This is a genomic window from Pseudoalteromonas xiamenensis (assembly GCF_030994125.1).
GTDB lineage: Bacteria > Pseudomonadota > Gammaproteobacteria > Enterobacterales > Alteromonadaceae > Pseudoalteromonas > Pseudoalteromonas xiamenensis_B.
Genome location: NZ_CP099917.1, coordinates 2,882,807 through 2,909,609, shown reverse-complemented (window position 1 = coordinate 2,909,609; position 26,803 = coordinate 2,882,807). Strand labels below are relative to the sequence as shown.

General features: G+C 43.8%; 25 protein-coding genes. 9 read left to right on the top strand and 16 right to left on the bottom strand.

The genetic code is table 11. The annotated features are described in order from the left end of the window. Positions 1-8 precede the first annotated feature (8 nt). From srmB to NI389_RS13455, 6 genes are all read left to right on the top strand, one after another. Entirely contained in the window at positions 9-1,235 is a 1,227-nt protein-coding gene (gene srmB, locus NI389_RS13480) for an ATP-dependent RNA helicase SrmB (protein WP_308360381.1), read from the top strand. Between the two features lie 131 nt (positions 1,236-1,366). Beyond that, complete coding sequence (gshB, locus tag NI389_RS13475) at positions 1,367-2,416, top strand: glutathione synthase (RefSeq protein WP_208842490.1); 1,050 nt, start codon at positions 1,367-1,369, stop codon at positions 2,414-2,416. After that, positions 2,403-4,385 (top strand): flavohemoglobin expression-modulating QEGLA motif protein, encoded by a 1,983-nt coding sequence (locus NI389_RS13470; RefSeq protein WP_308360380.1) that lies wholly within the window; start codon positions 2,403-2,405, stop codon positions 4,383-4,385. The genes gshB and NI389_RS13470 overlap by 14 nt, the downstream gene beginning before the upstream one ends. A 202-nt stretch (positions 4,386-4,587) precedes the next feature. Continuing rightward, positions 4,588-4,869 carry a hypothetical protein gene (locus tag NI389_RS13465; RefSeq protein WP_308360379.1) on the top strand — a complete coding sequence of 94 codons (282 nt, stop codon included), beginning with the start codon at positions 4,588-4,590 and terminating at the stop codon, positions 4,867-4,869. A 41-nt stretch (positions 4,870-4,910) separates the two neighbouring features. Next, on the top strand, positions 4,911-6,569 hold the full coding sequence (locus NI389_RS13460) for an alpha/beta hydrolase family protein (RefSeq protein ID WP_308360378.1): 1,659 nt from the start codon (positions 4,911-4,913) through the stop codon (positions 6,567-6,569). A 51-nt stretch (positions 6,570-6,620) separates the two neighbouring features. Beyond that, positions 6,621-7,418 carry a hypothetical protein gene (locus NI389_RS13455; protein ID WP_308360377.1) on the top strand — a complete coding sequence of 266 codons (798 nt, stop codon included), beginning with the start codon at positions 6,621-6,623 and terminating at the stop codon, positions 7,416-7,418. A gap of 122 nt (positions 7,419-7,540) precedes the next feature. On the opposite strand, the gene NI389_RS13450 is transcribed toward NI389_RS13455, so the two are convergent. The 3 genes from NI389_RS13450 to NI389_RS13440 form a co-directional block, all read right to left on the bottom strand. After that, positions 7,541-8,713 carry an MFS transporter gene (locus tag NI389_RS13450; protein WP_308360376.1) on the bottom strand — a complete coding sequence of 391 codons (1,173 nt, stop codon included), beginning with the start codon at positions 8,711-8,713 and terminating at the stop codon, positions 7,541-7,543. Positions 8,714-8,781: 68 nt separating this feature from the next. Beyond that, positions 8,782-9,561 carry a peroxide stress protein YaaA gene (gene yaaA / locus NI389_RS13445; RefSeq protein ID WP_308360375.1) on the bottom strand — a complete coding sequence of 260 codons (780 nt, stop codon included), beginning with the start codon at positions 9,559-9,561 and terminating at the stop codon, positions 8,782-8,784. Positions 9,562-9,605: 44 nt separating this feature from the next. Further along, the gene (locus NI389_RS13440) at positions 9,606-9,839 is read right to left on the bottom strand and encodes a hypothetical protein (RefSeq protein ID WP_308360374.1); all 234 of its coding nucleotides are present in this window, start codon (positions 9,837-9,839) and stop codon (positions 9,606-9,608) included. Between NI389_RS13440 and tal the strand changes: the two genes are divergently transcribed. Both tal and NI389_RS13430 read left to right on the top strand, forming a co-directional pair. Continuing rightward, the gene (gene tal, locus NI389_RS13435; protein WP_308360373.1) at positions 9,838-10,788 is read left to right on the top strand and encodes a transaldolase; all 951 of its coding nucleotides are present in this window, start codon (positions 9,838-9,840) and stop codon (positions 10,786-10,788) included. The two genes, NI389_RS13440 and tal, sit on opposite strands and share 2 nt — an antisense overlap. A gap of 380 nt (positions 10,789-11,168) precedes the next feature. Further along, a complete protein-coding gene (locus tag NI389_RS13430) occupies positions 11,169-11,357 on the top strand; it encodes a DUF3545 family protein (RefSeq protein ID WP_208842477.1) in 189 nt (62 codons plus the stop codon). 290 nt (positions 11,358-11,647) lie between these two features. Here the strand turns inward: NI389_RS13430 and NI389_RS13425 are convergent, their stop codons facing one another. From NI389_RS13425 to NI389_RS13410, 4 genes are all read right to left on the bottom strand, one after another. Then, positions 11,648-12,118, bottom strand: coding sequence for a GNAT family N-acetyltransferase (locus NI389_RS13425; protein WP_308360372.1), 471 nt, complete (start codon positions 12,116-12,118; stop codon positions 11,648-11,650). A gap of 499 nt (positions 12,119-12,617) precedes the next feature. After that, complete coding sequence (gene phaC / locus NI389_RS13420) at positions 12,618-14,387, bottom strand: class I poly(R)-hydroxyalkanoic acid synthase (RefSeq protein WP_308360371.1); 1,770 nt, start codon at positions 14,385-14,387, stop codon at positions 12,618-12,620. Between the two features lie 94 nt (positions 14,388-14,481). Further along, the gene (locus tag NI389_RS13415) at positions 14,482-14,826 is read right to left on the bottom strand and encodes a phasin family protein (RefSeq protein ID WP_308360370.1); all 345 of its coding nucleotides are present in this window, start codon (positions 14,824-14,826) and stop codon (positions 14,482-14,484) included. A gap of 95 nt (positions 14,827-14,921) precedes the next feature. Then, positions 14,922-15,671 (bottom strand): SDR family oxidoreductase, encoded by a 750-nt coding sequence (locus NI389_RS13410; protein ID WP_208842471.1) that lies wholly within the window; start codon positions 15,669-15,671, stop codon positions 14,922-14,924. A gap of 544 nt (positions 15,672-16,215) precedes the next feature. On the opposite strand from NI389_RS13410, the gene NI389_RS13405 reads away from it, so the two are divergent. Then, positions 16,216-18,792, top strand: coding sequence for a serine hydrolase (locus NI389_RS13405; RefSeq protein ID WP_308360369.1), 2,577 nt, complete (start codon positions 16,216-16,218; stop codon positions 18,790-18,792). 170 nt (positions 18,793-18,962) lie between these two features. Here the strand turns inward: NI389_RS13405 and ung are convergent, their stop codons facing one another. Genes ung through NI389_RS13360 form a run of 9 tightly spaced genes read right to left on the bottom strand, consistent with a single transcriptional unit; the run spans position 18,963 to position 26,769 of the window. Next, positions 18,963-19,622 carry a uracil-DNA glycosylase gene (ung, locus tag NI389_RS13400; protein WP_308360368.1) on the bottom strand — a complete coding sequence of 220 codons (660 nt, stop codon included), beginning with the start codon at positions 19,620-19,622 and terminating at the stop codon, positions 18,963-18,965. Between the two features lies 1 nt (position 19,623). Beyond that, the gene (locus tag NI389_RS13395; protein WP_308360367.1) at positions 19,624-20,499 is read right to left on the bottom strand and encodes a cobalamin-binding protein; all 876 of its coding nucleotides are present in this window, start codon (positions 20,497-20,499) and stop codon (positions 19,624-19,626) included. 15 nt (positions 20,500-20,514) lie between these two features. Then, entirely contained in the window at positions 20,515-21,102 is a 588-nt protein-coding gene (gene cobO, locus NI389_RS13390; protein WP_308360366.1) for a cob(I)yrinic acid a,c-diamide adenosyltransferase, read from the bottom strand. Further along, positions 21,095-22,585, bottom strand: a complete 1,491-nt coding sequence (locus NI389_RS13385; protein WP_308360365.1) for a cobyric acid synthase — start codon at positions 22,583-22,585, stop codon at positions 21,095-21,097. The genes cobO and NI389_RS13385 overlap by 8 nt, the downstream gene beginning before the upstream one ends. 10 nt (positions 22,586-22,595) lie before the next feature. Next, positions 22,596-23,126: a bifunctional adenosylcobinamide kinase/adenosylcobinamide-phosphate guanylyltransferase gene (gene cobU, locus NI389_RS13380; protein WP_308360364.1), complete on the bottom strand. Its 531-nt coding sequence runs from the start codon at positions 23,124-23,126 to the stop codon at positions 22,596-22,598. Beyond that, positions 23,123-23,902 carry an adenosylcobinamide-GDP ribazoletransferase gene (gene cobS / locus NI389_RS13375; protein WP_308360363.1) on the bottom strand — a complete coding sequence of 260 codons (780 nt, stop codon included), beginning with the start codon at positions 23,900-23,902 and terminating at the stop codon, positions 23,123-23,125. The genes cobU and cobS overlap by 4 nt, the downstream gene beginning before the upstream one ends. After that, entirely contained in the window at positions 23,899-24,960 is a 1,062-nt protein-coding gene (gene cobT, locus NI389_RS13370; protein ID WP_308360362.1) for a nicotinate-nucleotide--dimethylbenzimidazole phosphoribosyltransferase, read from the bottom strand. The genes cobS and cobT overlap by 4 nt, the downstream gene beginning before the upstream one ends. Then, entirely contained in the window at positions 24,957-25,967 is a 1,011-nt protein-coding gene (locus NI389_RS13365) for a FecCD family ABC transporter permease (RefSeq protein ID WP_308360361.1), read from the bottom strand. The genes cobT and NI389_RS13365 overlap by 4 nt, the downstream gene beginning before the upstream one ends. A 1-nt stretch (position 25,968) precedes the next feature. Continuing rightward, complete coding sequence (locus NI389_RS13360) at positions 25,969-26,769, bottom strand: ABC transporter ATP-binding protein (protein WP_308360360.1); 801 nt, start codon at positions 26,767-26,769, stop codon at positions 25,969-25,971. Positions 26,770-26,803 lie beyond the last annotated feature (34 nt).

Sequence of the window (26,803 nt, the reverse complement as noted above, 5' to 3'; positions counted from 1 at the left end):
GATGCAATATGCAATTTAGTGATTTCGACTTAGACGCCAAACTTCTGGCAGCGATTAATAAAATGGGGTTTAAGAATGCCACCAGCATTCAGCAATTAGCTATCCCTGAAGCCTTGATTGGTCGCGATATTTTAGCATCAGCACCGACAGGTACTGGTAAAACAGCGGCTTTTTTAATCCCTGCCATTCAATACTTGCTGGATTTTCCTCGTAAAGATCCAGGGTTTGCGCGTGTCCTAATCATGACACCAACACGTGAATTGGCTTATCAAATTTTTGAGCAGTGCCAACTCCTTGCGGCAAATACACACCTAAAAATTGGTGTTGTTACCGGTGGTATCAACTACGGCAGCCACAAAGAAATCTTTGAAAAGAACAACGATGTTCTTATCGCGACGCCTGGTCGTTTGATGGAATACCTAGAAACAGAAAACTTCCATGCTGAGAATGTTGAATTACTGGTTCTTGATGAAGCTGACCGTATGCTCGACATGGGCTTTCGTAAAGAAATGCTACGCATTTGTGATGAAGCGAAAAACCGTCGTCAATGCTTCTTGTTCTCTGCAACACTTGAAGGAGATAGCGTTGAGTTATTTGCTGAACGCATCTTAAATGATCCTGCGCTCCTTGAAGCGGAACCATCGCGTAAAGAAAAAGCGAAAATTCATCAGTGGATCCACTTAGCTGATGATTACGAGCATAAATTAGCGATCTTGGCACACATGCTTAAACAAGAAGACGTGACTAAAGCGATTGTGTTTGTGAAAACACGTGAACGCTTAGAGACGCTAGTTGGTGAACTTTCTTCTCGCGAAATCCGCGTCACGTGGCTTCGTGGTGAAATGCCGCAAGACAAACGTATGAAAGCCATGGAAGCATTCCATAGTGGCCGCACCAGAATTCTCGTCGCAACCGATGTAGCGGCTCGAGGTATCGACGTGGCTGACATCAGCCATGTTATTAACTTTGACATGCCGCGCACAGCAGACGTATACGTTCACCGAATTGGTCGTACCGGTCGCGCGGGTAAAAAAGGCACTGCGGTTTCATTAGTTGAAGCACATGATATGGCTGTGCTTGGTAAAGTAGAACGCTATACAGACCAAAAACTCAAACGTCGCAGTATTGAGGGTTTAGAAGCGAAACACAAAGAAGCCACGTTGCCGAAAAAGAAAAAAGACCCTGCAAAAATTAAAGCGAAGAAAAAAGCCCGCAAAAAAGCAGCTAAGAAATAATAAAGAAGCCCCGTTAGGGGGCTTTTTTATTACAACTTTTTATCGTGAAGATAAAAAATCCGCGTGGGTAATCTCGTTTAAATAAGGCTATAGTCCAGCGAATAATTGCCAGCTTGATTAAGGCGTTAGACGTGAAAATTTGCTTTATTATGTACCCTTGGGAAAGGGTTGAACCAGAAACTGACAGTACGATTCGACTTATTCATGAATCGGTTTCTCGCGGCCACACCGTAGCTATCACCACCATCAATAACCTGACCATTCGCGATAGTATTGCAATGGGTTTTTGTGATGTGTTTGTCAATACGGCTAAAATACCTGACAACATGGTCAGCTTTTACAACAAAGCGGAATTTAAACGCGTACAGCTGCCGCTTGCAGGTTTCGACGCAATATTCATGCGCGCAAACCCACCTCTTGACCCACTGGCGATGAATTTCCTTGATTCAGTGCGTGCCGATACCTTTATTCTTAATGATATTGACGGCCTTCGTATTGCCAACAATAAAATCTATACCGCCTCTTTTGAAGGCACGGCGAAAGAATTTATTCCGGCAACGCACGTATCTAAAAACAAAGAATACTTAGAGCGTATTTTTGATGAATCACCTGGCGACAAAATGATTTTAAAGCCGCTTGATGGCTTTGGCGGCCGAGGTGTTATCGTTGTTGAAAAGCGGGCTAAGCAAAGTTTCCGCTCGTTGCTCGAATTTTACATTGGCGGTGATGAACATGGACGAGGTAGTAACTACGTCATTTTACAAGAATACGTAGAAGGTGCTGATGAAGGCGATGTACGTATTTTGATGCTTAATGGTGAACCGATTGGCGCAATGAAGCGCATTCCAGCCAAAGACGAAGTCCGCGCCAACGTGCACGCAGGCGGAAAGGTGGTAAAACACAAGCTTACCGAACAAGAAAAAGCGCTGTGTAAACACATCGGTCCGAAGTTAGTTCGTGATGGACTTTACTTCGTGGGTATCGACGTTATTGGTGGCAAACTGATTGAAGTCAATGTACTGAGTCCAGGGGGGATTTCTCGTATCAACCGTTTAAACAGAACGAAACTTCAAGTTCAAGTAGTTGATTTTATTGAAAGCGTTGTACAGGCTAAAGAAGTTATTACACGCCGCAAAAACCAATTTAGACAAACGATAGAAGATGCCCATGCACATCACTGAACAGCAAATTGACGACGCGCTAGCCTCTCAAAGCCCGATTGAAGGCTTTGTGAGTGAGGGCGGATTCTACCTATCTATTCGCGAATACGTCCCTTACGTCGCCACTGCAGTTCATGCGGGTCATCGTGTGCGAGAGGAGCTTGCACCCTACTACGCGATTAATGAAGAGTCTCGCTTTAAAGAAGAAGATCCCTATACCGATGCTTTTATTGAATCGTTGCCGATTACGCTTATAGCCAAAGATTCTCGCTATGAATATGACTTAAACCGAGCGCCCGAAAATGCGATTTACGATGTCGCTTGGGAACAACAGGTTTGGCATTCTCCACTACCCGAAGAGATGAAACAACGCTCGCTCGAAAAGCATGCTTGTTATTATCGCGTTCTAGGAAAATTACTTTCCAAACTTGAAGCAATTTTCGATGCCGCTTTACTCTTTGATGTTCACAGTTACAACTGGCAAATCCGACACCATCACTACGCACCGGTGGTAAACCTTGGAACCGTGCAAGTAGATACGTTACGCTGGCGTCCGATTATTGATGGCTTTAAAAAAGCGATTACAGCGAAGCCGATTGCCAACATTAATGTTGATTGTGCAGAAAATACTGTGTTTCAGGGACTCGGCTACCAAGCTTCGTTCGTGCTCAGTAATTTTGACAATACACTTGTGCTCCCTATCGAGCTGAAAAAAGTGTTCATGGATGAGCAAACGAATGAGCTTTATCCATTAGTGTTTGAGAAACTGCAGCGCAACATGCATGTTTCTATCACAAAGACCGCACGCCTGTTCAGTCAACTGTGCACGAAAAAGGTTAAGCGTCCTCGAAAAGCACAACAATCTGGTCTTGACCCTAAACTCGTGCAATTAGACAGTCAGCTATACAAGTTGGCACGTAATCTCGACACATTGCATTATGTGAACCCAACGAATATAGCGCAAGAAAAGAAACGCTTTTTCTCACGCCGAGATTACGAACCGCAGTTTCAATATCGCCCTTTGAAGATAGATCCATATGAGTTCAAAGAGCGCTTATATCGTCTACCCGTCAGTCATTTAACGGATCCGATTGTCAAAGATTTGTATCGCAAGGTCATCGACAATTACGCCACAAAAATTGAGCTAATTACACAAATCGGCCGGGATCAGTTTCTATATAATTCGCTTCGCTATTATGGTGAGCCGAGTACAACTGACATCGCCAATGCACACTTTATTTTGCATGCTTTAGAAACCGAGCCACAGCCAGAGAAAAACATTGATGCCAAAGCTGCGTTAATCCATTTTCAGCGCGCGATAGAGCAAATGCAGATCCCGTGCAAAGTGAGTTTGTCTTCGAAAATAGTCTCCAAAGCGATGGTCGACAATGGCAAGAAATTGCTTCTAATCAATAACTCAGCGCAATTTTCGACGCTAGACATTGAAGCCTTGATAGAACATGAAATTGGGGTGCACTTGGTAACGACGCTAAATGCCGATCAACAAGCGTTGAAAGTGTTACATTTGGGCCTACCTGGTAACACCTACACCCAAGAAGGCTTGGCAATTTATCGCGAATTGATGTCAGGCAACATGAACTTAACCCGTCTCAAAGTGTTGGCGCTGCGCGTTATTGCTGTGAACAAAATGCTCAAAGGAGAACGTTTTAACGACGTCTTCCAGTATTTGGATAGCTCTACCTTTATTTCCACCAGTGAAGCGTTTGCACTAACCACTCGAGTATTCCGAGGGGGTGGCTTTACAAAAGACTTCCTCTATCTAAGAGGGTTTAGAGACATTGTTAAGCTTTCAAAAACACGCAAACTCGACAATTTGTATCTTGGTAAAACGGGCAAAAGTTTACTCGACTCGCTCGATACCTTAGTTGAACAAGGTATTTTCTCTAAGCCTAAGTATTTACCAACAAAGACTATCGATATTCAGACGAAAAACCCTGTATTGAGCTATTTGATTGATTCTATCAAATAACTTTATTTGCCCTTTTCATCTCAAAATGCCTAATTTCCTTTAGGCATTTTCTACATTTTTTTACATTTCAATTTGCTTTGTCCCCAATAAAGTTTGTACCAACTGAAGCTGCCTGTTAATTTACTCAATACGCCTTTTTTGGTCGTTCAGTTAATTGTAAATACTCTGAATAATATCCTTAATAAAAAAGAAGGAATCTCCATTGAAAACTAGGATTTCAATACTCTTTTCTGCCCTTTGCTTTACACAAAGTGCATTCAGCGATACACCTAACGAACAAGTTCTAGACGTACTTAGTCAATCCGTTACATTGCGACAAGCTAGCATTGCACCTGATGGAAAGCATCTTGCTATTGGGGTCAATAGTGAAGGTGAATCATCCATTGCAGTGCTAGAGCTACCTTCATTTCGACCTATAAACAACATGAAAATGGGCTCATCATTTCAAATGGGCGATTTTTTTGGGCAAACAAGACCCGCCTAATCTCGCAAGTGAGGGACAAGCTAACCAGCAGAGAACGACCTGTGGATACCGGTAATCTCTATGCGTTTGATTTCGATGGTCGCAATGGCAAAATGATTTTTGGTGGTCACGCTTCTCAACCGTCCGCCGCAAGTCACATTAAGAAAGCGCCAACAATACTGGGACTTGCCAATTTTCTTGATCCCCTACCACAAGATGAAAACCAAATTCTACTGAGGGTGCTTCCAGCAACGCTAAATGCAAAGGGAAGCTCAGCAAAAATTGATGGTTCAGAACTCGCTAAAATTGCCAGAATTGACGTAAACAACGGTGTAATTCGTAGTTACGGTTACCAAGCTCCTATTGCTCGCGCACAGTACGTCCTCAACGAGGATAAAAAACCGATTCTCGTTTCAGGTATGGCTGAAGATTTAAGTGTTCAAACATACCTGTTTAACAGTGATGAAAAGGAATGGAAGAAACTTGAATTGCCGGGCAACTTTGAAGCATTTCAAGTAACAGAAAACGACAAATTTGTCGTTGGCTTAGCTGGAATTGGAGAAGAAAAAAGAGGTATCTACAAGCTAAATTTAACAACATTACAATTGGAAAAAGTGTTTTCGGATGAAAAATATGATGTCATAGAGTTGTTTTCAAGCATCGATAAAAAGACCGTAATAGGTGCGCAAATTGCTTCTCCTCTACCGACTTACATTTTGTTAGATAAAACGCACCCCGATGCACAAATACTCAAATCCGCCATTAATACGTTCCCTAACGAACAAGTCTCATTGTTCAACAAAACCGAAGATGGTAGTCAGGCGCTAATTTGGGCAGGTTCAGACAAATCGGATGGTTCTCTTTATTTGTTTGATATTAAAAATCAAAAAATCCGCTATTTGTATAGTTTCCGAGAAGCTGAAAAACAAATTCCGTTAACCGATACAACGCCCATTTCGTTTACTACCTCTGACGGGATTAATCTTGAGGGTTTCTACACCCAAGCGCTAGAAACGAAAAAAGGTAAAACGAATAAATTAGTCGTCCTTGTTCACGGTGGTCCGTTTGGCGTTCGTGACACGTTCTTATTTGATCCGGAAGTACACTTACTTGCGCAACATGGTTACAACGTGTTACGCGTAAATTTCCGCGGTTCAGGTGGTCGAGGCGAGGCGTTTGAAGCGCTTGGTTATCAAAAGTGGGGAACGGACATTCAGCGCGACATTTATGAAGGGGTGCAATGGGCAATTAAGGAAAAAGGCATTGATGCAAACAAAGTTTGTATCATGGGCACCAGCTTCGGTGGTTATTCTGCCGTGATGAACCCAATTCGCTACCCAGATACTTATCAATGTGCAATTGCAAATGCCGGTGTCTATGACCTATCGATGCTATATGAGGAAGGTGATGTTCCTAGAATATACTCAGGCAAAACCTTTTTGCATACAACGTTAGGCACAGATCAAGCCATGTTAGCTGAAAATTCGCCAAACAAATTAGTCAATAAATTATCAGTGCCACTGCTACTTGCACATGGTCGTAGAGACAGTCGCGCACCATTAGCGCATTTCGAAGCGCTAACCGATGCGCTCAATAAGGAGAAAAAACCTTATACTGTGTTCTTAGGTGAAAAAGAAGGTCATGGATTTTATAGTGAAACGGTTCGTAAAGATTACTTTAAAACTGTACTCGCGTTTTTAAATCAACACCTAGACGACTAATCATACTCAGTGCCTTTTCAGCGCGAAAAGGCACGTCTTTTGGAGAATTCGATGCGCGTCATGCTTTCATTTTTAATGTTGTGCTTAACGAGTTGTGGTGGCGGCACAAGCCAATCGGCGATACAACCTACCCAACCAGTAAAAACACCGATATTTAGCGAACCTAACGGTGACTTTCCACTTCAAAATAATCAAGGTAAGCCACCGTACTCCATCGTCTTTTTTGGTAATAGTCACAGTACCAACATTCCGACTTATCTCGCTTTGCTATTTCGAGCAAATACTTCTTTACTTGACGTAACGATCCAACGAGCACCTAGCATCGCATTTCTGTCTGAGCGACTGTATGAGCAAGAATCGATTGATTTACTCTATTCAAGGCCTTGGACGCACACCATATTTCAAGCACAAAAATACTCTCAAAGTAGCTCAACGACCTATCCAACTACGGCGGCTGAACTTTGGCTTAAGCGCGCGAGAAGCCTTCAGGCAACACCCGTGCTTTATCCTGAACATCCACAACAAGGAAACACCGATGAAGGCCAACAACTGCAATCTCTGCATATTGGTATTGCTTCACGATCTCCTGCTTGCATCGCACCTGTTGGGTTAGTCTGGGATGAATTTCAAATTCAATATCCCAATATTGTATTACACGAAACGGATGGTAATCACGCGAACATTGCAGGACATATATTAACCTCATTGGTTTTTTACCATGTGATCACTGGGCTTGAAACGAAGAGTCTTCCTGCGATAACCGAATTGCCTATTGATCACGATGTATTTGTAAAAATGAAAAATGTGGTGGACTTTATTGTCGCTCACCAACATCTTTGCTACACGTAATTGGAGCAAAACACATTCAATATATACATAGCTCTGATAGGCGTTGAGTCAACAATCACGCCAGCCATTGCTGAATGAACGCAGTAACAGGATATATCTTTTTATCAAACAGTTACCCCCACTCAGCTCGCTTCTGTCAGTTTGCTTTTACTCACGCGCAAACGAGTGAGAATACCTAAAGCAATTAGCATTAACACAGCAAACACCATCCAGTTCATCGCCTGCCAACCCAGTGAACTTTCGAGCCAACCTGCAAAAAGCGAAGAAAACGTGACCATTGAGTACACGCAAAATTCATTTGTCGCCTGTGCCTTCGCGCGCTCAGCAGGGAGATAGGTTTCACTCACCATTTGCGTTGCACTAATAAACATGAAGTTCCATCCAACCCCTAAAAGCATCAGCGCAAACAAGAAATGAAGGTGTGTCACACCAAATAAATTAACGATGCAACAAGCAATAATCAGTAGAATGCCACCGTACATAACAGGCAACTGTCCAATACGCTGAATAAGCTTGCCCGTAAAAAATGACGGAACGAACATCCCGAGGACATGCCACTCAATCACTAGGGCCGACTCTGCCAAATCAAAACCATGGCGATGCATAGCAAGCGGTGTGGCTGTCATCAATAAGTTCATCGTGGAGTAGCTGACCATGGCCACCAACACCGCAATGATAAATTTTGGTTGAGTAACTATTGCCCGCCACGGTCTCGTTGAAGCATGTCTTTCCTCGTGTTTTATTTCATTGAAGGTAACAAATTGCAATAAAGTTAACGCCAATATGTACAACCCACTTAAGGCAATAAACACATTGGCGTAGTTAATATGTGGATAATGATGATTAACCCAAACCGCCAAGTTTGGTCCAAGGATGGCGGCAATGACACCACTGGCCATAACGGCGGACAACGCTGTAGATGAATTATCACTGGCCTCAATCGCAGCAAACCGATAGAGTGTCGCAAAACCAATCCCAATACCGATTAGCCAAGTCGCGGTACTAAACAGCCAAAATTCTTCAATTTGCAGTGAATAAAACCCAAGTATTGTCCCGCAAAGGCCCATACTATTACCAATACTAAAGCCCACCTTACGCCCTACTCTGGCCATAATCCACGATGCAGGAATCGTCGCAAGCAACAAACCGAACATTTGCATTGCGACAGGGAATGTCGTAAACGACTCAGATGGGCTCAGTCTTTGTCCAACTAACGCGGAGATCGTAACTAGTAAAATATTGCCGGTGGTAATAAGTCCTTGGCAACACGCCAAAAGAAACACATTTTTATTCATCGTATCGCCTAGAAAAAAGAAAAGCGCCATCGCGCTTTTCACTTCATTTTAGCTCTGCAGGCAAAGTGTTATGCTTGCTCATGTCTCAAAAAGACCGGCTCGTTCGCCTTTTTCGTTTCAGCTTCACTGAAATAATAACCTGCTACATTAAACTGTTTTAATTGCTCTTGCTGGGTAATTTGTTGCTCCATGATGTACCTTGCCATCATACCGCGAGCTTTTTTCGCATAGAAACTGATCACCTTAAATTGGCCATTTTTCTCATCTTTAAAAATTGGCGTGATCACCGTTGCATTTAACGCCTTCTTATCCACCGCTTTGAAATACTCGTTCGACGCAAGGTTTACGAGGACCGACGATTGCGATTCCGCTAACGCCTCATTCAATTTCTCAGCAATCACACTGCCCCAAAAAGCATACAACGAATTACCTTTTGGGTTGCTAAGCGAAGTCCCCATTTCCAATCGATATGGCTGCATTAAATCCATAGGCTTCAACGCGCCATAAAGGCCTGAAAGAATCCGTAAGTGATTTTGCGCATAATCCATCGTTTCTTTCGATGCACTGTAAGCATCAAATCCGGTATAGGTATCGCCATTAAACGCATAAATCGCTTGTTTTGCATTGTCTGACGTAAAGGGTAAGGACCAAGAAGCAAAGCGAGCTACATTAAGCGCAGAGAGTTTATCACTGAGTTTCATCAACTTTGCCAAATCTTGGACACTCAAATCGCGACAAACTGAAATAAGCTCTTCGCTGTATGACAGTAATTCTGGTTGAGAATACGCCGAAATTGGCGCAGTCGTTTCGTAATCGAGGTTTTTAGCTGGCGAAATAACGGTGATCATGACTACCCTATTGACTTCAAAATTAATTAGTGTCAATTTCAACACTAAATGAAACGAAAATCACGTTTTGTTTCCCGCCTTATAATAACAATACCTTTCAAGCGGATAATGTCTCTATCATCAGAGTCGTTAAATACAATTGAGCACAAACGAATCACACGTCTTGCTAATTGTTCTGCATAGGACATTTGACCTATGTCAGCCCAGTCACGGTATTGCAACATAAGGCACATAAGCTCATCAAAACTTTGACGTCGAATAGGAATGAGGAACGCCATGACATCAGCATTAGACAGGCTAAAAGCACATTCATCCATCGTTGCCGATACCGGTGACATTGAGGCTATCCGCAAACTTCAACCAGAAGATGCGACCACTAACCCTTCTTTACTTTTAAAAGCAGCTGAAATGCCAGCCTATGCCGCGTATTTGGATAAAGCGTGGACTTATGCAAAAAGCGAAGAATCGGATGCAATTAAACAGCTTGAACTGGCGTGTGATTATTTTGCCGTATTACTTGGTAAAGAAATCGCAGACATCGTTCCTGGATACATCTCGACAGAAGTTGATGCGCGATTGAGTTTCAATACAGAGGCCACGATTGCGAAAGCCAAGCAACTACTCGCTCTTTACAAGCTTGAAGGCGTGAGCAAAGACAAAATCTTGATTAAAATTGCGTCGACTTGGGAAGGCATTAAAGCAGCAGAAGCTCTTGAAAAAGAAGGTGTTAAATGTAATTTAACCTTGTTATTCAGTGAAGCCCAAGCGCGCGCATGTGCTGATGCCAACGTCTTTTTAATTTCGCCATTTGTTGGCCGTATTCTTGATTGGCATGTAAAAAATGGTTTAGCTAAACCGACCGATCCGCTTCAAGATCCAGGTGTACAATCCGTTCGCAGCATTTATGAATTCTACAAACGCCACGGTTATAAAACCGTAGTGATGGGCGCAAGTTTCCGAAATACCGGCGAAATCGTTGCATTAACAGGCTGTGATAAATTAACCATTAGCCCACAACTATTAGAAGAACTGGCTGAGATGCCTGCTGACGACAGCTTCTTACTTGAAACTATCGAAGCAACAGAGTCAAAACCAGCGCCATTAACAGAAGCTGAGTTCCGCTGGTTACATAACCAAGATGCGATGGCGACCGAAAAACTTGCTGAAGGGATCCGTGCCTTTGCTGAAGCACAAGAAACACTTGAAGCGCGTTTCAAAGCACTTTAATTGACATAAATTCTATCCTTCAAAACGCCACCGGTGTGGCGTTTTTTTGTGCCTAATTTTAAATATTTTTTCCTGTAATACGTGAAATAACTTCAATCCATACCACTGTTTTTCTTTATATTTTAGTTCATATTCACCTTTTCAAACATCCAGCTAGAAGTGCTAACCCCTCGATATTCAAGGCCTCTGCGCCCATACTTCCGTTTAAAAAATTTTGTTGATTTTCATCAAAGCATCACGTTGTTTTAACGTAATTGAAATATTTGTGTTTTATTTTTGAGCGGTCTGTGATATACCAACCTTACCCAAATGCGTGTGGAAAAAGCGTAACGGGTTGCGTGGGTGTGCGCAATGAGGTCAATCATCAATAGGAGAAATTCATGGATAGCCTAGACGATTTATTTGAGTTACTCGAGGGTTCGGGAACGGCTAAACGTACCTCTCAAAAAAATAAAAAAAGAAGATGGCGTGAGATTGAAGCACTGAAGGATAGACAAAGACTTCGAAAGGAACTGGAAGATCTCGATATTTTTGCAGACAATATCGATCTTGAAAGTATAGATTTTTAGTAAAAAGGGCTCACTGAATACAGTGGGCCCTTTTTGCTTTAATCGACTTTGTACCTGAATAACACCGTAAGCAACCCATGTTTTACGTGTTATTCGGTATTTCTACCTTTTGTTTTTGCCTGCATAAGCAAGGAACATTTGACCCTTTAATGGTTACCAGGGTTGCTTTTGTTTGCGCAGCGGCGCCGGCATAAAGGGGGAGGCGTGTCGAAGTATTGCAGTAACTTTGCTAATGATTTACTTTGTCTTAGCAATGGTGTTTTTGTTTGCACATCAACGCGGAAATATTGTCAGTAAACCTTATCAAGAATCATTGGAATATCGACCATACCGTTTCTGTTCCGTATGCCATCAACTCGCTTGAATCCAAAGCGTAAGTACACATTCTCGGCGTTTACTGCGGAATTGACAGTAAAGCGGCCACAATTTCCATTTTTCAACGCTGCCTCTTTAACTTTATCCCACAGTTTACGTGACAAACCTTTACCTTGATTTTCATCGTCCACAAACAAATGAAACAGATGTGAATAATCTCGCATTCCTGCAACGCCAATCACTTTCTCTTTACAATCAAGCGCAACGACATACAAATAACCTTCGGATAAATATTGCTCGATACGCTCAGTCGACATAGATCCAAGCAACATATCACGAACCGTAGGATCGCATGTTGGACAGACATATTTGTCGGTCATGGCTACAACCAAATCGCTGATAGCCTTTGCATCCTCTATATCGGCTTGTCGAATGTATATGTTCATTGTTTTTCGCTCGTTTTGTTAAAGCACCATTGCCGATTTTTTTGAGATTTCAAATCTAAAGTTTGCTATCTAAAACCCACATTGAGTGTGGCATCATTCTAACATTGAAACAAAGTCCCTAAGTAGGCCTGTCATTTTAATTGCTTTTCAATAAGACCTAAATCACAGCAAACACATCAAAGAGGCATAAATAGAGCCCAATTAACCGATGAAGTATTCCGTTTCGCGTGAATTTTCCGTAATCACTTTAAACAGGTGGACATTGTACTCATCAAAAAAGTTATTAAGACAAGCACTCGCCTTTCTAACTTTACTAGCTCACGCACACTCACATGAGACACGTCAGATAGACGTATACGTTTGAACTAGTGGCTCACTAATGGGCAATTGAACTCGACGGCTAATTGAAATAGACCTATAAAATGAGTGAGAAATGATATAGTTCATGGGGAAACAGTGGAAATAGAGCACGAGACCAAGCGCCTCGTACTCTATAGGGCTAGAGCTTTTGCTTCACATATTCCCCAGGTGCCTCATAAATACCTGGGTTATCCTCTGATTTTGCTGGTCTCGCAGGGACTTCGTCGCCTTGATATTGATGTAACCATTTGCACCAATGAGGCCACCAAGATCCACTCTCATGCTGAGCTTTGTCCAACCAAGCTTGTGCTTCACCTGATGCATCAGGCCCAAACCAATAGCCATATTTACCTTTGCTTGGAGGATTAATTACACCAGCAATGTGGCCGGACTCTCCAAGCACAAACGTTGTCTGAGCACCAGTTGCCTGGATCCCTTTAAACGTTGCTTGCCAAAGAGCTATGTGATCATCTCGTGTAGAAAGCATATAGACGGGCTGTTTAACCTTGCTCAAATCGATTTTCGTGCCACGTATACTCACTCCCTTCGCTTCGACCAAGCGATTGTTGAGATACAATTCACGAAGCATAAAATTGTGGCATGTCGCGGTTAAATTTGTGCTGTCCCCATTCCAATAAAGCAAATCTAAATCCATCGGCGCTTTGCCTTTGAGGTAGTTATTAACGTAGTAGTTCCAATACAAACTATTTTCACGCAACATACTAAATGACACACCAAGCAAATGCCCATGCATCACACCATTTTGTTGGTTATAGGTTTCAAGTGCCGAAATCGTCGGTTCATTGATGAACACTCCTATTTCACCCGGTTGTGAAAAGTCGAGCAATGTCGTCAATAGCGTTGCACTTTTGATGCGAGGCTTCATTCGCTTCGCAGCAAAATAGGCCATTGCAGTCGTGACTAACGTTCCCGCGATACAATATCCCACCGCATTAACTTCACTTTCTCCCGTTTGCTTCTCGATTGCCTCAATCGCCGAAATCACACCATCCACGACATAGTCTTCAAATCCAACTTCCGCCATGCTGGGATCTGGGTTTTTCCAAGACACCATGAACACGGTGTGGCCTTGATCAACGGCATGTTTTACGAATGAATTCTCCGCGCGTAAATCCAAGATGTAATATTTATTAACGTACGGTGGCACCACCAGCAGAGGCGTTGCATGCACTTGCTCTGTGGTCGGGTAATATTGGATAAGCTCGAAGAGATGATTTTGAAACACCACGCGTCCAGCTGTTGTTGCGATGTCTTTTCCAAGCTCAAAAGCATCGTCATTGGTCATGCTAATACGTAGCATGTCCCCACCGCGCGCCAAATCTTTTTTAAACAGTTCAAAGCCTTGAATAAGATTCTGACCGTTTGATTTTACCGTTAAATCGATTAGCTCAGGGTTGGTACTAATGAAATTGGAAGGTGCTACTGAGTTCACGGATTGTCTGGCAAAAAACTCTAAACGTTCTTTTAACTTTGAATCAAGTCCGGGGGTTTCACGAATAGATTCTAACAGGGATTGCCCAAACAATAGATAACTTTGCTTGATGTAGTTAAACCATGGATTTTCTTGCCAAGCCTCTGAGCTGAAACGCTTGTCTCCAACTTCAGGTGCAACAATATCACTTGCCTGCTCACCAAGCATTTGGCCCCATGTGTTTTGCATAACTTTAAGCTGTTTTTGCCACCAGTCGAATTGTTTTTCATACATCACTTCGGGCTGTTTCGATACTTCATTTAGCCAAGTGGCAAAATCTTTGGCATTTTGTTCATTCAGGGCTTGTTGGAGTGGATTACCTTTTACCATTTGCTTCGAGAACAAGTTGTAAAACTCCTGCCCATACTGCCACCAATCTGCAACGATTTTGTCTAGTTCTGGGTTTCTAGTTTCCATGACTCACATCCTAATGGGACGAACCTTTGAAAAAGGTTAAGGGTAGAAATTGCAAAATACGAAAGAGCCCAAACGGGCTCTTTGTTTTAAGAGATTAAACTTGTGCTGTTTTAAGCGTTTCTTTGCTTAAGGCTTCAAGGTTGTCTTTGAACTCTTGACCAAGTTGTTGCAGTTTTTGACCGTCAGCAATCATTTTCTGGCTCAACGTATTTAATGCATTTAATTGGCTTGCATTAAAATCAACAAACGTTTTCACATCAGAAATTTCAGCGGCAGTTTTAAGTTGTGCCAACGTTGTTTCAGTGTACGATTGCGCAGCGTCAAGCTGCAGTTGAGCTAACTGCTCAATGTTCTTTGCCACAAGTTGGTTAAACTTGAACATTGGTGAAAAATACTTTTCGCTTTGCTCTTGAAATGTCTTCATTAAATCGTTGTACATGGTCTTCTTCCTTATCTAAACAAGTCTTAAATTAGAACTTATTCCCAAATACCACTGAGCACACTTCACTCGTTTGAGAATCCGTTTCTCTATCGTTATTGCATATACAGACCACCATTGAGTGCTAAGGTCTCTCCGGTGATATAACTCGCTTTATCTGATGCTAAATAAGCAACTGCCTGAGCCACTTCTAAAGGCGTTGCCAATCGCTGCATAGGGACTTGTGCTTTGATACTCTCAAGCACGTCTTCTCGCATCGCTGCAACCATGGGGGTCTCGGTGTAACCTGGAGCAACGACGTTTACCGTTACGTTTGCTCGAGCACCTTCATAGGCGAGCGCTTTACTAAAACCAATCATGCCCGCTTTTGCAGCGGAATAGTTTGCTTGACCAAATTGGCCTTTCTGACCATTCACGCTGGAGATATTGATAATTCGCCCGAATTTACGCGCGCACATTTGCGCAAACAGCGGCTGAGTCATATTAAACAATGAATTCAGATTGGTATTGATCACTTCATTCCATTGTGAGGCCGACATTTTCTTAAAGGTCGAATCACGAGTGATCCCCGCATTATTCACCAAAATATCGACATGACCATAGCTATCAATCACATCACTTAAGGCATTTTCGCATGCGATTTGATCGGTAACATCGATAAAAAGAGGTTTCACTTTGGTTGGATTGATCTGATGCTCATTAAGCCAAGCATCAAAATCGGCTGAGGTTCGTTTCGCACTCGCGACAGCAAGCACAAAACACTGTTCTTCGATAAGTTCTTTTACGATAGCGGTACCGATACCACCAAAAGCACCAGTAACGATTGCGATCTTTAGGTTTTCCATAACTTACGTCCAAGCAAATAAGCAACTGAACAACCGCACATCTCAGTCGCGACACCCGTTAACTACCCTTACAACGGAGGTTAAAAACTGCCACTATTCTTTAATGGGAATATGACAACTTCATCTCACAAACATGTAATTTTGAAGACACCTTACCCACCAAAAAAGGCTTCATTTCAGAGTGTAGAAGATTAGAGTAATAACTCAAATTTATATTCTTCACTCGTTGCTATTTTGACCGATTCCCATTTTGAAAAATTGATTTAGCGCAGGGTCTATTTAAGTCCCTTTTTTGATTCCAGCTTAACTAAAAGAATAGATGCGTTTGTTGGGTTACATTTTTTTACGATTCCAAACGCTCGCTGACATATTCGTAACGCTTTTCGACAGTAAACCGCGCGTAGCTTTCTTAAATTATAGCCACTGGCTAATCCAGCCTGTTGTGGTTGCAACAAACGAGGCTCCATTTTTCTTTGAGCCAAAAAGTCACCCATTACAGCCAATTTGGCACCAGACCATAAATTTTCGACAAGGATACTCGACCATGTTTCGCCAAACCGTTCAGCTTTCTGCGATAGCAATTTTTGCAAGTCTCGCGCTTAGCGCGTGTGATTCCTCCTACAACGACATTAAAATTCCAACTTTTCCTCAACTAACGACAAAAGGTGTTTGGGAAAGGGTTGGCTATGGAGAATTACTCGAAGTCACCGATAGCTCTTTAACCTACTATCAATTTAACCAGTTTGGTTGTACCAAAATACTTGAAACGACCGAGCAAATCGCACTAGACCAACTCAGACTCCAAATCACGCCTAACTCATTGACGCGACTTGCTATTCAAGAGCAAGACCTTATAGAACCCTATTATCTGCAACGCATAAACACCTTGCCTGTCAGTTGTACAACCTCGATATCCATATACAGCCCGGTCAGCCAAACGTATGTTTTTGATTATATTTGGAGTCTCTTTAACGACTATTACGCTTACTTCGACACCCGTGAAGTCAATTGGCAAACTCAATACGACACTTATCGACCTCTCATCAACGACAACATGACAGACGAAGCCCTATTCCAAGTGTTAAGTGAATTGGTTGCCCCACTCCAAGATGCCCATGTCAACATTATCAATGAATCTAAGGCGCTGTATTTCAATCGCCCGAAAGACACTCCGTTTTCTCGCACAGTACGAGGGATGATGTTTGCGTCGCTCCGAGACGGTGAAGTACTCGACCCAAGTGAAATCCAATCAGAGCTGAATCAACTTTACTCTCAGATAAGCACATCATACATGACGCCAAATTCGGCTAATCGCTTCCCTTCAGATCCACAAGACGAAGCGACGGTTCTATGGGGAATTACGCCCGATAATGTGGGGATTATTACAATCAACAACATGATGTCTTTTGCATCCGACTCAATGAGCGAAGAAGCAACGTTAGCCGCGGCAAACTCGCTATTTGATACCATCATGATGGAGCTCGCTCAAACCAAGGGGATTATTGTTGACGTCAGAAATAATCAAGGTGGGTATGACAGCGTGTCACTTGCTATTGCACAACGATTTAGCCAAACAGATCATGCGGTGTTCTACAAGCAGGCCAAAACACAAACTGGAACTGGTGACTTGTTGGAGCGTGAGTTAACCGGTCGCAGTGATGCATACACGAATCCAGTGTTTTTATTAACAAGCGAAGCGACTGTAAGTGCTGGTGAGATTTTTGTTATAGCAATGCGCTCACTTCCTCAGGTTACGCAAGTAGGTAAAGCAACCTCAGGCGCGTTATCAGACCTACAATTCTTCGATATACCTAATGATTGGTCTATAACCCTGTCAAACGAAGTCTATTGGACTTCGGATAATCAATACTTTGAAAAAACCGGCATTCCACCCGCAGTATTGCTTCCTGCTTTTTCCGTCGATGATTTAAAAATGGGTCGCTTCCAGACCTATGATTATGCGCTAAAAGCCTTAGGTAGAACATCAGATAAAACGTTATCCGAAGCCGAATTTGAGCAGAAGATCTTGCAGCTTAGCAATCAAGCAAACATTAAAAACATGTCTATTTCCATAATAAAAGATAATGAAATCGTGTATGAAAAAGGCTTTGGAGTGAATGCGCGAACAGGCGAAGCAACCTCACCCCAATCCGAATTCTATTTAGGGTCTGTCAGTAAAACACTATTAGGTGCAACCATTGCTGCTGCACTCGAAAACCAACCAGAATTTTTGGATACCGCTTTACAACCCATATTGCCTTTTGTGATAGATTCCGCTCAATTTGCACAAGATAACCCGCTCACTTTACGACAATTAATCACTCACACCTCTGGGATTTTAGATTCGGATCGAACCTATCTGTGCAGTTACTTTATCTATGAAAACAGTCAAAGTTTGGCGTCGCGCTTGGCGCCCGAAATGGGCTGTCCAGAAACAGTTTCGTCGGACGAACAACTGTTTTTCTCCCAATACCTCTCTGCGCAAGGCGAGTTGCATACACAGGAGAATTTTATTACTCAATACGGTTTAAAGAACAACCAAGCTTATGTTTATTCTAACATTGCCTCGGCACTTGCAGGACTTGTGCTTGAGCAAAAAACTGGCCAATCACTTTCACACCTAAGCACCCAGTTTGTGTTTAATCCGCTTGGCATGGCACATACTTATTGGGCAGTGACTGAGTCAGAGACATCAACTCCGAGGTACGTATTGGATGACGATTCACAATCGGTGTACGTTCCAGAATATCGCAATATCACGTATGCCGACGGTATGGCTGTATCAAGCAGTCATGATTTAGCTCGTTACCTGATTGCGCTCGGTAATTCGGGGAAAATTAATGGTGCTCAAGCACTCAGCCCCACCGTTGTCACCGCTTTGTTAACTCCGCAAACGACGCTCCCCACACCGGAAGGTGACATAGGCTATTTCTGGCAACTCGATGGCGATATTGTTAGTCATGATGGTTCTGACCCTGGTGTTGCGACAAATGTGCTACTAAATCGTCGCGAAAAATTCGGCTATGTCTTATTGAGCAACGCCGATGCCGACAATGAACAAGTTGCAGCGGCTTTTCAAGCCATCAACGGGCTTGTACGTCAATTCGCGGAACAGCAATAAAGTAAAAGCTTCAATATCAGGTGAATTTATCCCTGACATCCGATTGTCTATGGTTGAACACTACCTTTGATGCAATGGGAATAAATGTAAGCAGGAAAAGAAAAAACGCAGCCGAACAAAGCGCTGCGTTTATACTAAGTACGATACATTTTACGACCGATATGTGGGCGCTACACTTGCCACTGAATTGGCGCTTTCCCCATGCTTGCGAGTAATTCATTGGTTTGAACGAAATGCTGGCAACCTAAAAAGCCACGATGAGCAGACAATGGCGAAGGATGAGGCGCTTGCAACACATGATGACGATTTCTATCAATCGCTTTTCCTTTTTTCTGTGCATGAGAACCCCACAGCAAGAAAATAAGACCATCACGATGCGCATTGAGCTTTTCAATGACTACATCGGTAAATCGCTCCCAGCCTAAATGCTTATGTGAATGTGCTTGCCCTTGTTCAACCGTTAAAACGGTATTGAGAAGCAGCACGCCTTGCTCTGCCCACGGCAACAAATAGCCATGAGATGGCACTTGGAACCCAGCAATGCTTGCAGCGAGTTCCTTGTACATGTTTACCAATGATGGTGGTGGTTTGATACCAGGCAAAACGGAAAAACATAAACCATGGGCCTGATCTGGACCGTGATAAGGGTCTTGACCCAAGATCACTACTTTTACATCTTCAAAGGGTGTAACCTTGAATGCTTCAAATACGTTCTCTTGTGGCGGGTAAACAACCACGCCTTCAGCACGACGCTTTGTCACATAGTCTAACGTTTCTAGAAAGTAAGGCTGCTGCTTTTCATGCCCAAGTACATCGCTCCAAGTGGTCATGTTATTTCCTTTGTTGGTAAAACTCGCGAGAAGCGTTCAGTTTATCACACATCTCTTCAACACCATCAAGTACTCGAGTGGTATAGCGATGCAATAAATCCGCGTCGACATCGACCACTTGATCAAATTTACCTGCGGGTATTTCCGGCCAGACAGACCAATCAATGAAGTCGACCTGCTTTTTGGTTTTTTCATGCGGTACAATAATGACATCCGGTTTTGCATGTAACACGTTTTCAAGACTTATCTGGGGGTACTCGTTGCTCGCCTGCGCGAAGACGTTTTCGACATGGCACAAAGTCATAAGCTCATGGATCCAAGTTTTGCGATTAACGCTCATCATTGGATCTGGCCACAATTGATAAAACGCACGCAGGGATGAACTACTGCGGTAATGTGCTTTGAGTATCTTTAGTTTTTCGTCAAATTTCATGGCAACAAGGTTGGCGTTTTCAATGAGTCCGGTAAGTTGACCAAAGCGGCGTATTTCTTCTGATACTGCCTCGAGACTCGTTGCATTGCTATACATCACTGGAATGCCCAAAGATTCAATTTTTGCCAAATCGTCTTTTTTATTGCCCGTTTGCCACGCAATCACCAGATCCGGTTCCAACGCCAACAGTTTTTCAAGCTGAATACCGTGATACCCTCCAATTCTGGGAATGCCAAGCGCAGCCTCTGGGTAATCGGCATAGTCCACGGTTCCAACGATGCGATCGCCTGCGCCGATAACAAATAAGTTTTCAACAATGTGCGGGGCTAACGCCACTATTCGAGCCGCGGGTTTCATGGCGACTTCTTTTTCCAAGGCATTCGCGGTGGTAAACGCATTTATGCACCAAACCAACCCCAGCGTAACTATACATCGATTTTTCATTGCCGCTCCTAAGGTTTAAAAATCAAAACCTTTACGCGCTTTTACACCTGATTCAAAGGCATGTTTGATGTTTTGCACTTCACTTACAGTATCTGCTAAGTCTTTTAAACGACGATGCGCACCACGCCCGGTAATAATCACGGATTGCATTACAGGACGATGTTCAAGTGCTTCTATCACTTCATCTAAATCAAGATAATCGTACGACACCATGTAGGTAAGCTCGTCTAACAACACGAGGTCGATAGACTCATCTTTGAGCCATTCTTTAGCCACAGCCCAGGTTTCTTGTGCCGCCAACGTGTCGGTTTTACGGTTTTGCGTTTCCCACGTGAATCCCGTTTTCATCACCGCGAATGGCACCCCTGCCTTTTCGAGTAAATTCCGCTCACCACATTCCCACATACCTTTGATAAATTGCACGACCGCCGCATTCATTCCATGCCCAACACAACGCGCAACTGTACCAAACCCAGACGTTGATTTGCCTTTCCCATTACCCGTGATGACTTGTAAAATGCCTTTCTCGATTTGTGCTGCAGCAACTTTGGCATCGACTTGCTCTTTGACTTTTTGTTGACGCTCTTGATGCTTATCACTCATGTTTGTCCTCTTTGCTCGCCGCTTGCGAGAATAATGTCTCTAAATCCAAATACTGTTCACAAATGTCTGCTAAGCGATCCAATTGCGTTTCTCGATGCTCTGCTAAATTAAATGATTGACCTTGCCAATCTCCACCGCTCGCCCAACGAAGGATCTCATTACACGCTTCTTGACTATCGAACAGACCATGTAAGTAAGTCCCCGCCAACTGGTTATCATCAGAAATAAAACCGTCTGTTTGAAACCCCTCAGGATGATTTTCAAAACGTAAAAAGGGCTTTGTTAAAGCGCGCCCTTCGGTGCGCCCACAGTGAATTTCATACCCTTCAATCACCACTTCCTTATCGTTAAGTAAACAGCGACCTTTTGCCTGAGTCAGCACTTTTAGAGGTAAAAGTTGTGTGACAAAATCGACCAATTTCAAGCCTTCTGTACGTACAACCTGTGATTCTACGCCGTCTGGATCATTGATCTCATGCCCCAACATTTGTAGGCCACCGCAAATTCCCAACACTTTGCCACCGTAACGTAGGTGACGTCGAATCTCGGCTGGCCAGCGTTCATTTTGCATAAACACCAAATCGCTAGAGACATTCTTACTACCAGGCAAAATAATTAAGTCTACTTCACCAATGGATTCGGTGTGGCGTACATAACGTAAATCCACATCAGGGTTTAACCTTAAACTATCAAAGTCGGTATGGTTACTAATATGGGGGAACACAAGTACTGCTACGATGAGCTTTGCTGCATTTACGCGATTGTCGATATTGAGTGCGTCCTCAGCGTCCAAAGCTAAATCATGGAGATAAGGCAACACACCGAGTACAGGCTTGTTCGTATATGCCTCTAGCCAATCTAGCCCTCCCTGAAGTAATCCAATATCACCGCGAAAACGATTGATCACAAAACCTTTAACAAGCGCCTGCTCTTGTTCAGACAGCAGTGCCAATGTGCCGACTAAATGCGCAAAGACCCCTCCTTTGTCAATATCCGCAATGATGATCACCGGAGCATCCACTTCGCAAGCAAACCCCATGTTGGCAATGTCATTTTCACGTAAATTGATTTCCGCAGGGCTACCGGCCCCTTCAACAAGACACCACTGATATTGCTGCCCAAGCCTGTTATAGGAATCTAATACGGCTTGCATGGCGACTTTTTTATAGTCGTGATAACTCGCCGCTTCCATATTCGACAGCGCTTTGCCATGGACGATAACTTGCGCCCCTGTGTCACTATTCGGTTTCAGCAGAATGGGATTGAAATCCGTCGACAACGGCTGTTGTGCGGCGATGGCTTGTAATGCCTGTGCTCTACCAATTTCACCACCATCAGGCGTTACCGCGCTATTCAGGGCCATATTTTGTGGTTTAAAAGGGGCGACTTTAACGCCACGCCGAGCAAGCACTCGACAAAGACCTGCGACTAACGTGCTTTTACCTGCGTCAGAAGTCGTACCTTGTACCATTAACGTTTTCAATGCGTTATTCCTAACTCGGTTTCATCGTGAGCGGTAATCCCGCAATAATAAAATCAACACGTGACGCCACTTGGGCAAGCATCTGATGCAATCGACCTGATTCATCAACAAACTGACGACTTAATACCCCCATGGGCACAATGCCATGGCCTACTTCGTTGCTGACCATTAAAATGTGCGCGCGGCTTTGTGCCAATATGGCGAGTAATTTTGAACGTTCAACCAAATAAGCTTCTAGTCCTCTGTCGCATAGCCAATTTGTTAACCAAAGGGTGAGACAATCTACCAAAACCACATCCTTTTCAGTGAAGCGGCTCAGCGTTTGAGTTAACTCAAACGGTTCTTCCACAACCATCCAACGACCATCGCGTTGGGCTTGATGCTGCTTGATCCGCGCCTGCATCTCTTCATCGTTCGCCGTTGCGGTAGCAACATAGGTCAATCTGCACTCTAGATGTTTCGCAAATATTTGCAACGCACGCTCTTCGGCTAATCGGCTTTTGCCGGAGCGAGCGCCACCTAAAAAAAGTTCGATACTCATGCCAATATAGCCACCAAATAGAAGTATACGGTTAGCTCCAAGCATTGCTGAGCTGCGCCCAAACAATCTCCCGTATAGCCTTGAAGCTGTGCTTTGAACCACTGTTTACATAGGCTTTGCACCGCAAAAAGAACCACACACAAACCGCAAAGTCCATAAAAACTCAACGGGGTCAACATCCAAGTTAACAGCAACACGGCAGCACTTGTGAGCCACAATAACTGCGCGCTTTCAGGGTTTAAGTGTTTAGCAACCGGTTTTACTTTCGATTCGGCATCAGCCTGTACGTAGGGCAATTGCCCAATCACGGCTGTTGCAAATGCGCGACTCAACACATGCCCAAGCACGAGGGCTGTAACGACTTGCCAGGCACCAAATGCTAAGATATACAAGCTGATGTATTTTGATAGTAATAAAATCACTAACGCAGATGCGCCGTAGGTACCAAGCCTACTGTCTTTCATAATCTCTAGCTTCTGATTTTGCGTCCAGCCACCGCCAAATCCGTCCCAGACATCTGCAAAGCCATCTTCATGAAATGCCCCCGTAAGCAACAACGAGAAAGCCAAGAGAAGTAAAATAGCGAGTTCAGCGGGAAAAATAAGTCCAACAACAAGATATGCCACACTGAGCATCAGCGCGATAATCAGGCCAACCAACGCGAAGTAGCCCGACGCAAGATTAATGGATTCTTCTTCCACCTCCTGTTGAATCTTTATCGGTAAGCGCGTTAAAAACACTAAGGCTAATTTAAATTGCAACCCATTCAGGTTCATCCATTCACCTCTGTGACATTCGCATCGGAAAAACTCGCCATATCGTTGTAAAAGGCGGCAGCACTTTGTAGCAAAGGCAATGCAAGTGCGGCCCCAGTGCCTTCACCCAGCCGTAGCCCTATATTCAGCAACGGCGTTACCCCTAAATATTCCAGCATTTTTTTATGCCCTTGTTCGCCAGAGCAGTGGGCAAAAATCATGTAATCCTTTGCGTTCGGCGCTAGTTTAGTCGCTATTAATGCCGCTGCTGTGGCGATAAAGCCATCTACCACGACAACCTTTTGTGCTTTTGCAACAGTCAACATACTCGCCACCATTTGCACAATTTCATAGCCTCCGAGATGCTGTAGTACACCTATCGACGTATTTAGCTGCTCGTGATGAAGCGATAACGCTTCTGCAATGAGCTTTTGCTTTTTCGTTACAATCTCTTCGCTTACACCAGTCCCCTTACCGACCGTTTCTTTAGGTGAAAGCAACGATATCGCGGAAAATATTGCCGAAGCAGATGTCGTGTTGCCGATGCCCATTTCACCAAACGCAAAGACCTTCGTCCCTTTCTCAAGCATGTTATTGATAAGAGCGTTGGCCAAGTCAAAACCACGATCAAGCGTCTCGCGATCCATGGCAGGCGCACGATGAAAAGCATTTGTTGAAGTACCTAAACGTTGAGAAATTACATTTAGTTCAGACTCTGGCTTTACCAATATACCGCAATCCACAACGCTGAGTTGCCAGCCTAAGGTTTGGCACAATGCGTTGATTGCCGCACCACCGTTTGCAAAGTTAGCGACCATTTGACCCGTTACTTCACTTGGTGCAATCGACACTCCTTCGGCCGCGATACCATGATCCCCCGCAAAGATAAGCATTTGCGGTTTACCAAGTTCGATTTGATTGTACTCAGAACGCGTTAAAATAAGTGCTAACTGCAAAGCCAACGGTTCGAGCAGTCCAAGAGCGCCTAACGGTTTGGTTTTATTGTCGATCCGAGCCTGGCACACCCGTTTAAGCTTTGTGTTAAGTGGCGGGATATCAAAAAGTGTATTCAATGTCATAAAGCGCGAGTCCGGCTGCGGAGCAGCAAAAGGATAAGGAAGAATAAACTGCCAATGGAAGCGGTGATGACGCCAACAGGTAGCTCCTGATTGTCCAGAAGTGAACGCGCGACAATGTCGACCCAGAGCATAAACAAACCACCCGTTAAAAACGTCGCGAGTAGACCCGACACTTTGGCTTGCGAAATAAAAAATCGCACAATGTGTGGGATCATCAAACCGACAAAACCAACACCTCCGCAACTTGCTACAAGCACTGCGGTAATCAGTGAGCTGATTAATAACATCGCCACACGCAGTCGACCCGCATTTACACCAACCGTAGTAGCTGATTCATCACCGAGTAGCAATGCATTCAATGAACGACGATAAAGCAGCAAAATGGCACACGCACTCAGCACTACCGTAACTGGCAACCATAACCACTGCCAATCGGCTCGACCAAAGCTACCTAAGTTCCAAAAAAGAATCGCACTGATGGCTTCTGGATCAGTCCAATACAGCAATAGACTCGTGAGCGCACTGAATAAGAAGGACAATGCGACTCCCGCTAGTAGCAACACTTCAACTTGGGAACTTCTCACGCTTAATGCCAGTGCTATCAACAAACTGACCGCCAGCGTACTACCTAAAAAGGCCGCTCCCGCAATGACCAATCCAGCTTGAATGCCTGTAAGTGAAAAGAGCAAGACCACCCCAAACGAGGCGCCTGAAGAAATACCAAACAGATAGGGGTCAGCAAGTGGATTTCGAGTAACGGTTTGCAGTATGACTCCCGCCAGAGAAAGTCCAGCTCCCGCGGTAAACGCTAAAATGGCCCGAGGAAGTCTGAGCTCAATCACAATTTTTTGCATTAAATTACTTGGCTCAGCGTTAATCAACGCCTGTAATACATCAGCCAACGACACCGTTACCGCCCCTAACATCATCGATGTCATAAAACTGCCAAGCACCGCCAAGAACAAGATGCTCACGACCAAACTTTGTTTCATCGCATTATTCGGCATCTCAAATATACCCATAGTGATAACGAATATGAGGAATGGCTTTTGAACCGGAGTGAAGAATATCGACCTCTGCACAGACGCCAAAAACTGCGCTTAGAAGTTCATTTGTCAATACATCAATGGGACAACCGTTAGCAATTAACTCGCCTGATTTAAGCACCAAAATACGCTCACAAAGCGCACCGGCAAGGTTTAAGTCGTGGAATGAGGCTATCACGGTGACGTTCATTGCCTTTGCGAGCTCCATAATTTGAATCTGATATTTAACGTCCAAGTGACTTGTTGGCTCGTCCATTATCAGTAACTCAGGCTGCTGGACCATCGCTTTGGCTATCATCACTCGCTGTCGCTCTCCTCCTGATAAACTGGAATAGGACTGTGAGGCCTTGAGAGCCAAACCAACCGCATTCAGTGACTGCATGACCTTCGCTCTATCATCAGAGGTATAGTTTGAAAAAAGCGGTTTATGCGGTGTTAACCCCATTAAAATGACATCGACAACGGCGAGATTAAAGTCATTTCCGACTTCCTGTAGAACGACAGCAACTTGCTTCGCGTACTGCTTTAGAGACACCACTTCAATCGGTTTCCCTTGGAACAGCAAATTACCCGACGATGGTTGGAAATAACGATATAAGCAACGCAATAGCGTCGATTTACCAGCACCGTTAGGGCCAATCAATCCAACAAACTCTCCGCGAGAAATAGAAAAAGAGACGTCGTTGATAAGGGACTTATTCCCTTTTTCGACGCAAAGATGATCAATCTGAATGAGCGTGTCTGAACAAGCTAAATTTGCCATAGTGCCTCTGAATTTTGGGCACCGCAAAGCCACT

Excerpts from the sequence above, each read along its gene's own strand:
- srmB (WP_308360381.1), top strand. The coding sequence starts at position 9 with ATGCAATTTAGTGATTTCGACTTAGACGCCAAACTTCTGGCAGCGATT.
- NI389_RS13470 (WP_308360380.1), top strand. The coding sequence starts at position 2,403 with ATGCACATCACTGAACAGCAAATTGACGACGCGCTAGCCTCTCAAAGC.
- NI389_RS13455 (WP_308360377.1), top strand. The coding sequence starts at position 6,621 with ATGCGCGTCATGCTTTCATTTTTAATGTTGTGCTTAACGAGTTGTGGT.
- NI389_RS13450 (WP_308360376.1), bottom strand. The coding sequence starts at position 8,713 with ATGAATAAAAATGTGTTTCTTTTGGCGTGTTGCCAAGGACTTATTACC.
- yaaA (WP_308360375.1), bottom strand. The coding sequence starts at position 9,561 with ATGATCACCGTTATTTCGCCAGCTAAAAACCTCGATTACGAAACGACT.
- tal (WP_308360373.1), top strand. The coding sequence starts at position 9,838 with ATGACATCAGCATTAGACAGGCTAAAAGCACATTCATCCATCGTTGCC.
- NI389_RS13440 (WP_308360374.1), bottom strand. The coding sequence starts at position 9,839 with ATGGCGTTCCTCATTCCTATTCGACGTCAAAGTTTTGATGAGCTTATG.
- NI389_RS13430 (WP_208842477.1), top strand. The coding sequence starts at position 11,169 with ATGGATAGCCTAGACGATTTATTTGAGTTACTCGAGGGTTCGGGAACG.
- NI389_RS13425 (WP_308360372.1), bottom strand. The coding sequence starts at position 12,118 with ATGAACATATACATTCGACAAGCCGATATAGAGGATGCAAAGGCTATC.
- phaC (WP_308360371.1), bottom strand. The coding sequence starts at position 14,387 with ATGGAAACTAGAAACCCAGAACTAGACAAAATCGTTGCAGATTGGTGG.
- NI389_RS13415 (WP_308360370.1), bottom strand. The coding sequence starts at position 14,826 with ATGTACAACGATTTAATGAAGACATTTCAAGAGCAAAGCGAAAAGTAT.
- NI389_RS13410 (WP_208842471.1), bottom strand. The coding sequence starts at position 15,671 with ATGGAAAACCTAAAGATCGCAATCGTTACTGGTGCTTTTGGTGGTATC.
- NI389_RS13405 (WP_308360369.1), top strand. The coding sequence starts at position 16,216 with ATGTTTCGCCAAACCGTTCAGCTTTCTGCGATAGCAATTTTTGCAAGT.
- ung (WP_308360368.1), bottom strand. The coding sequence starts at position 19,622 with ATGACCACTTGGAGCGATGTACTTGGGCATGAAAAGCAGCAGCCTTAC.
- NI389_RS13395 (WP_308360367.1), bottom strand. The coding sequence starts at position 20,499 with ATGAAAAATCGATGTATAGTTACGCTGGGGTTGGTTTGGTGCATAAAT.
- cobO (WP_308360366.1), bottom strand. The coding sequence starts at position 21,102 with ATGAGTGATAAGCATCAAGAGCGTCAACAAAAAGTCAAAGAGCAAGTC.
- cobU (WP_308360364.1), bottom strand. The coding sequence starts at position 23,126 with ATGAGTATCGAACTTTTTTTAGGTGGCGCTCGCTCCGGCAAAAGCCGA.
- cobS (WP_308360363.1), bottom strand. The coding sequence starts at position 23,902 with ATGAACCTGAATGGGTTGCAATTTAAATTAGCCTTAGTGTTTTTAACG.
- cobT (WP_308360362.1), bottom strand. The coding sequence starts at position 24,960 with ATGACATTGAATACACTTTTTGATATCCCGCCACTTAACACAAAGCTT.
- NI389_RS13365 (WP_308360361.1), bottom strand. The coding sequence starts at position 25,967 with ATGCCGAATAATGCGATGAAACAAAGTTTGGTCGTGAGCATCTTGTTC.
- NI389_RS13360 (WP_308360360.1), bottom strand. The coding sequence starts at position 26,769 with ATGGCAAATTTAGCTTGTTCAGACACGCTCATTCAGATTGATCATCTT.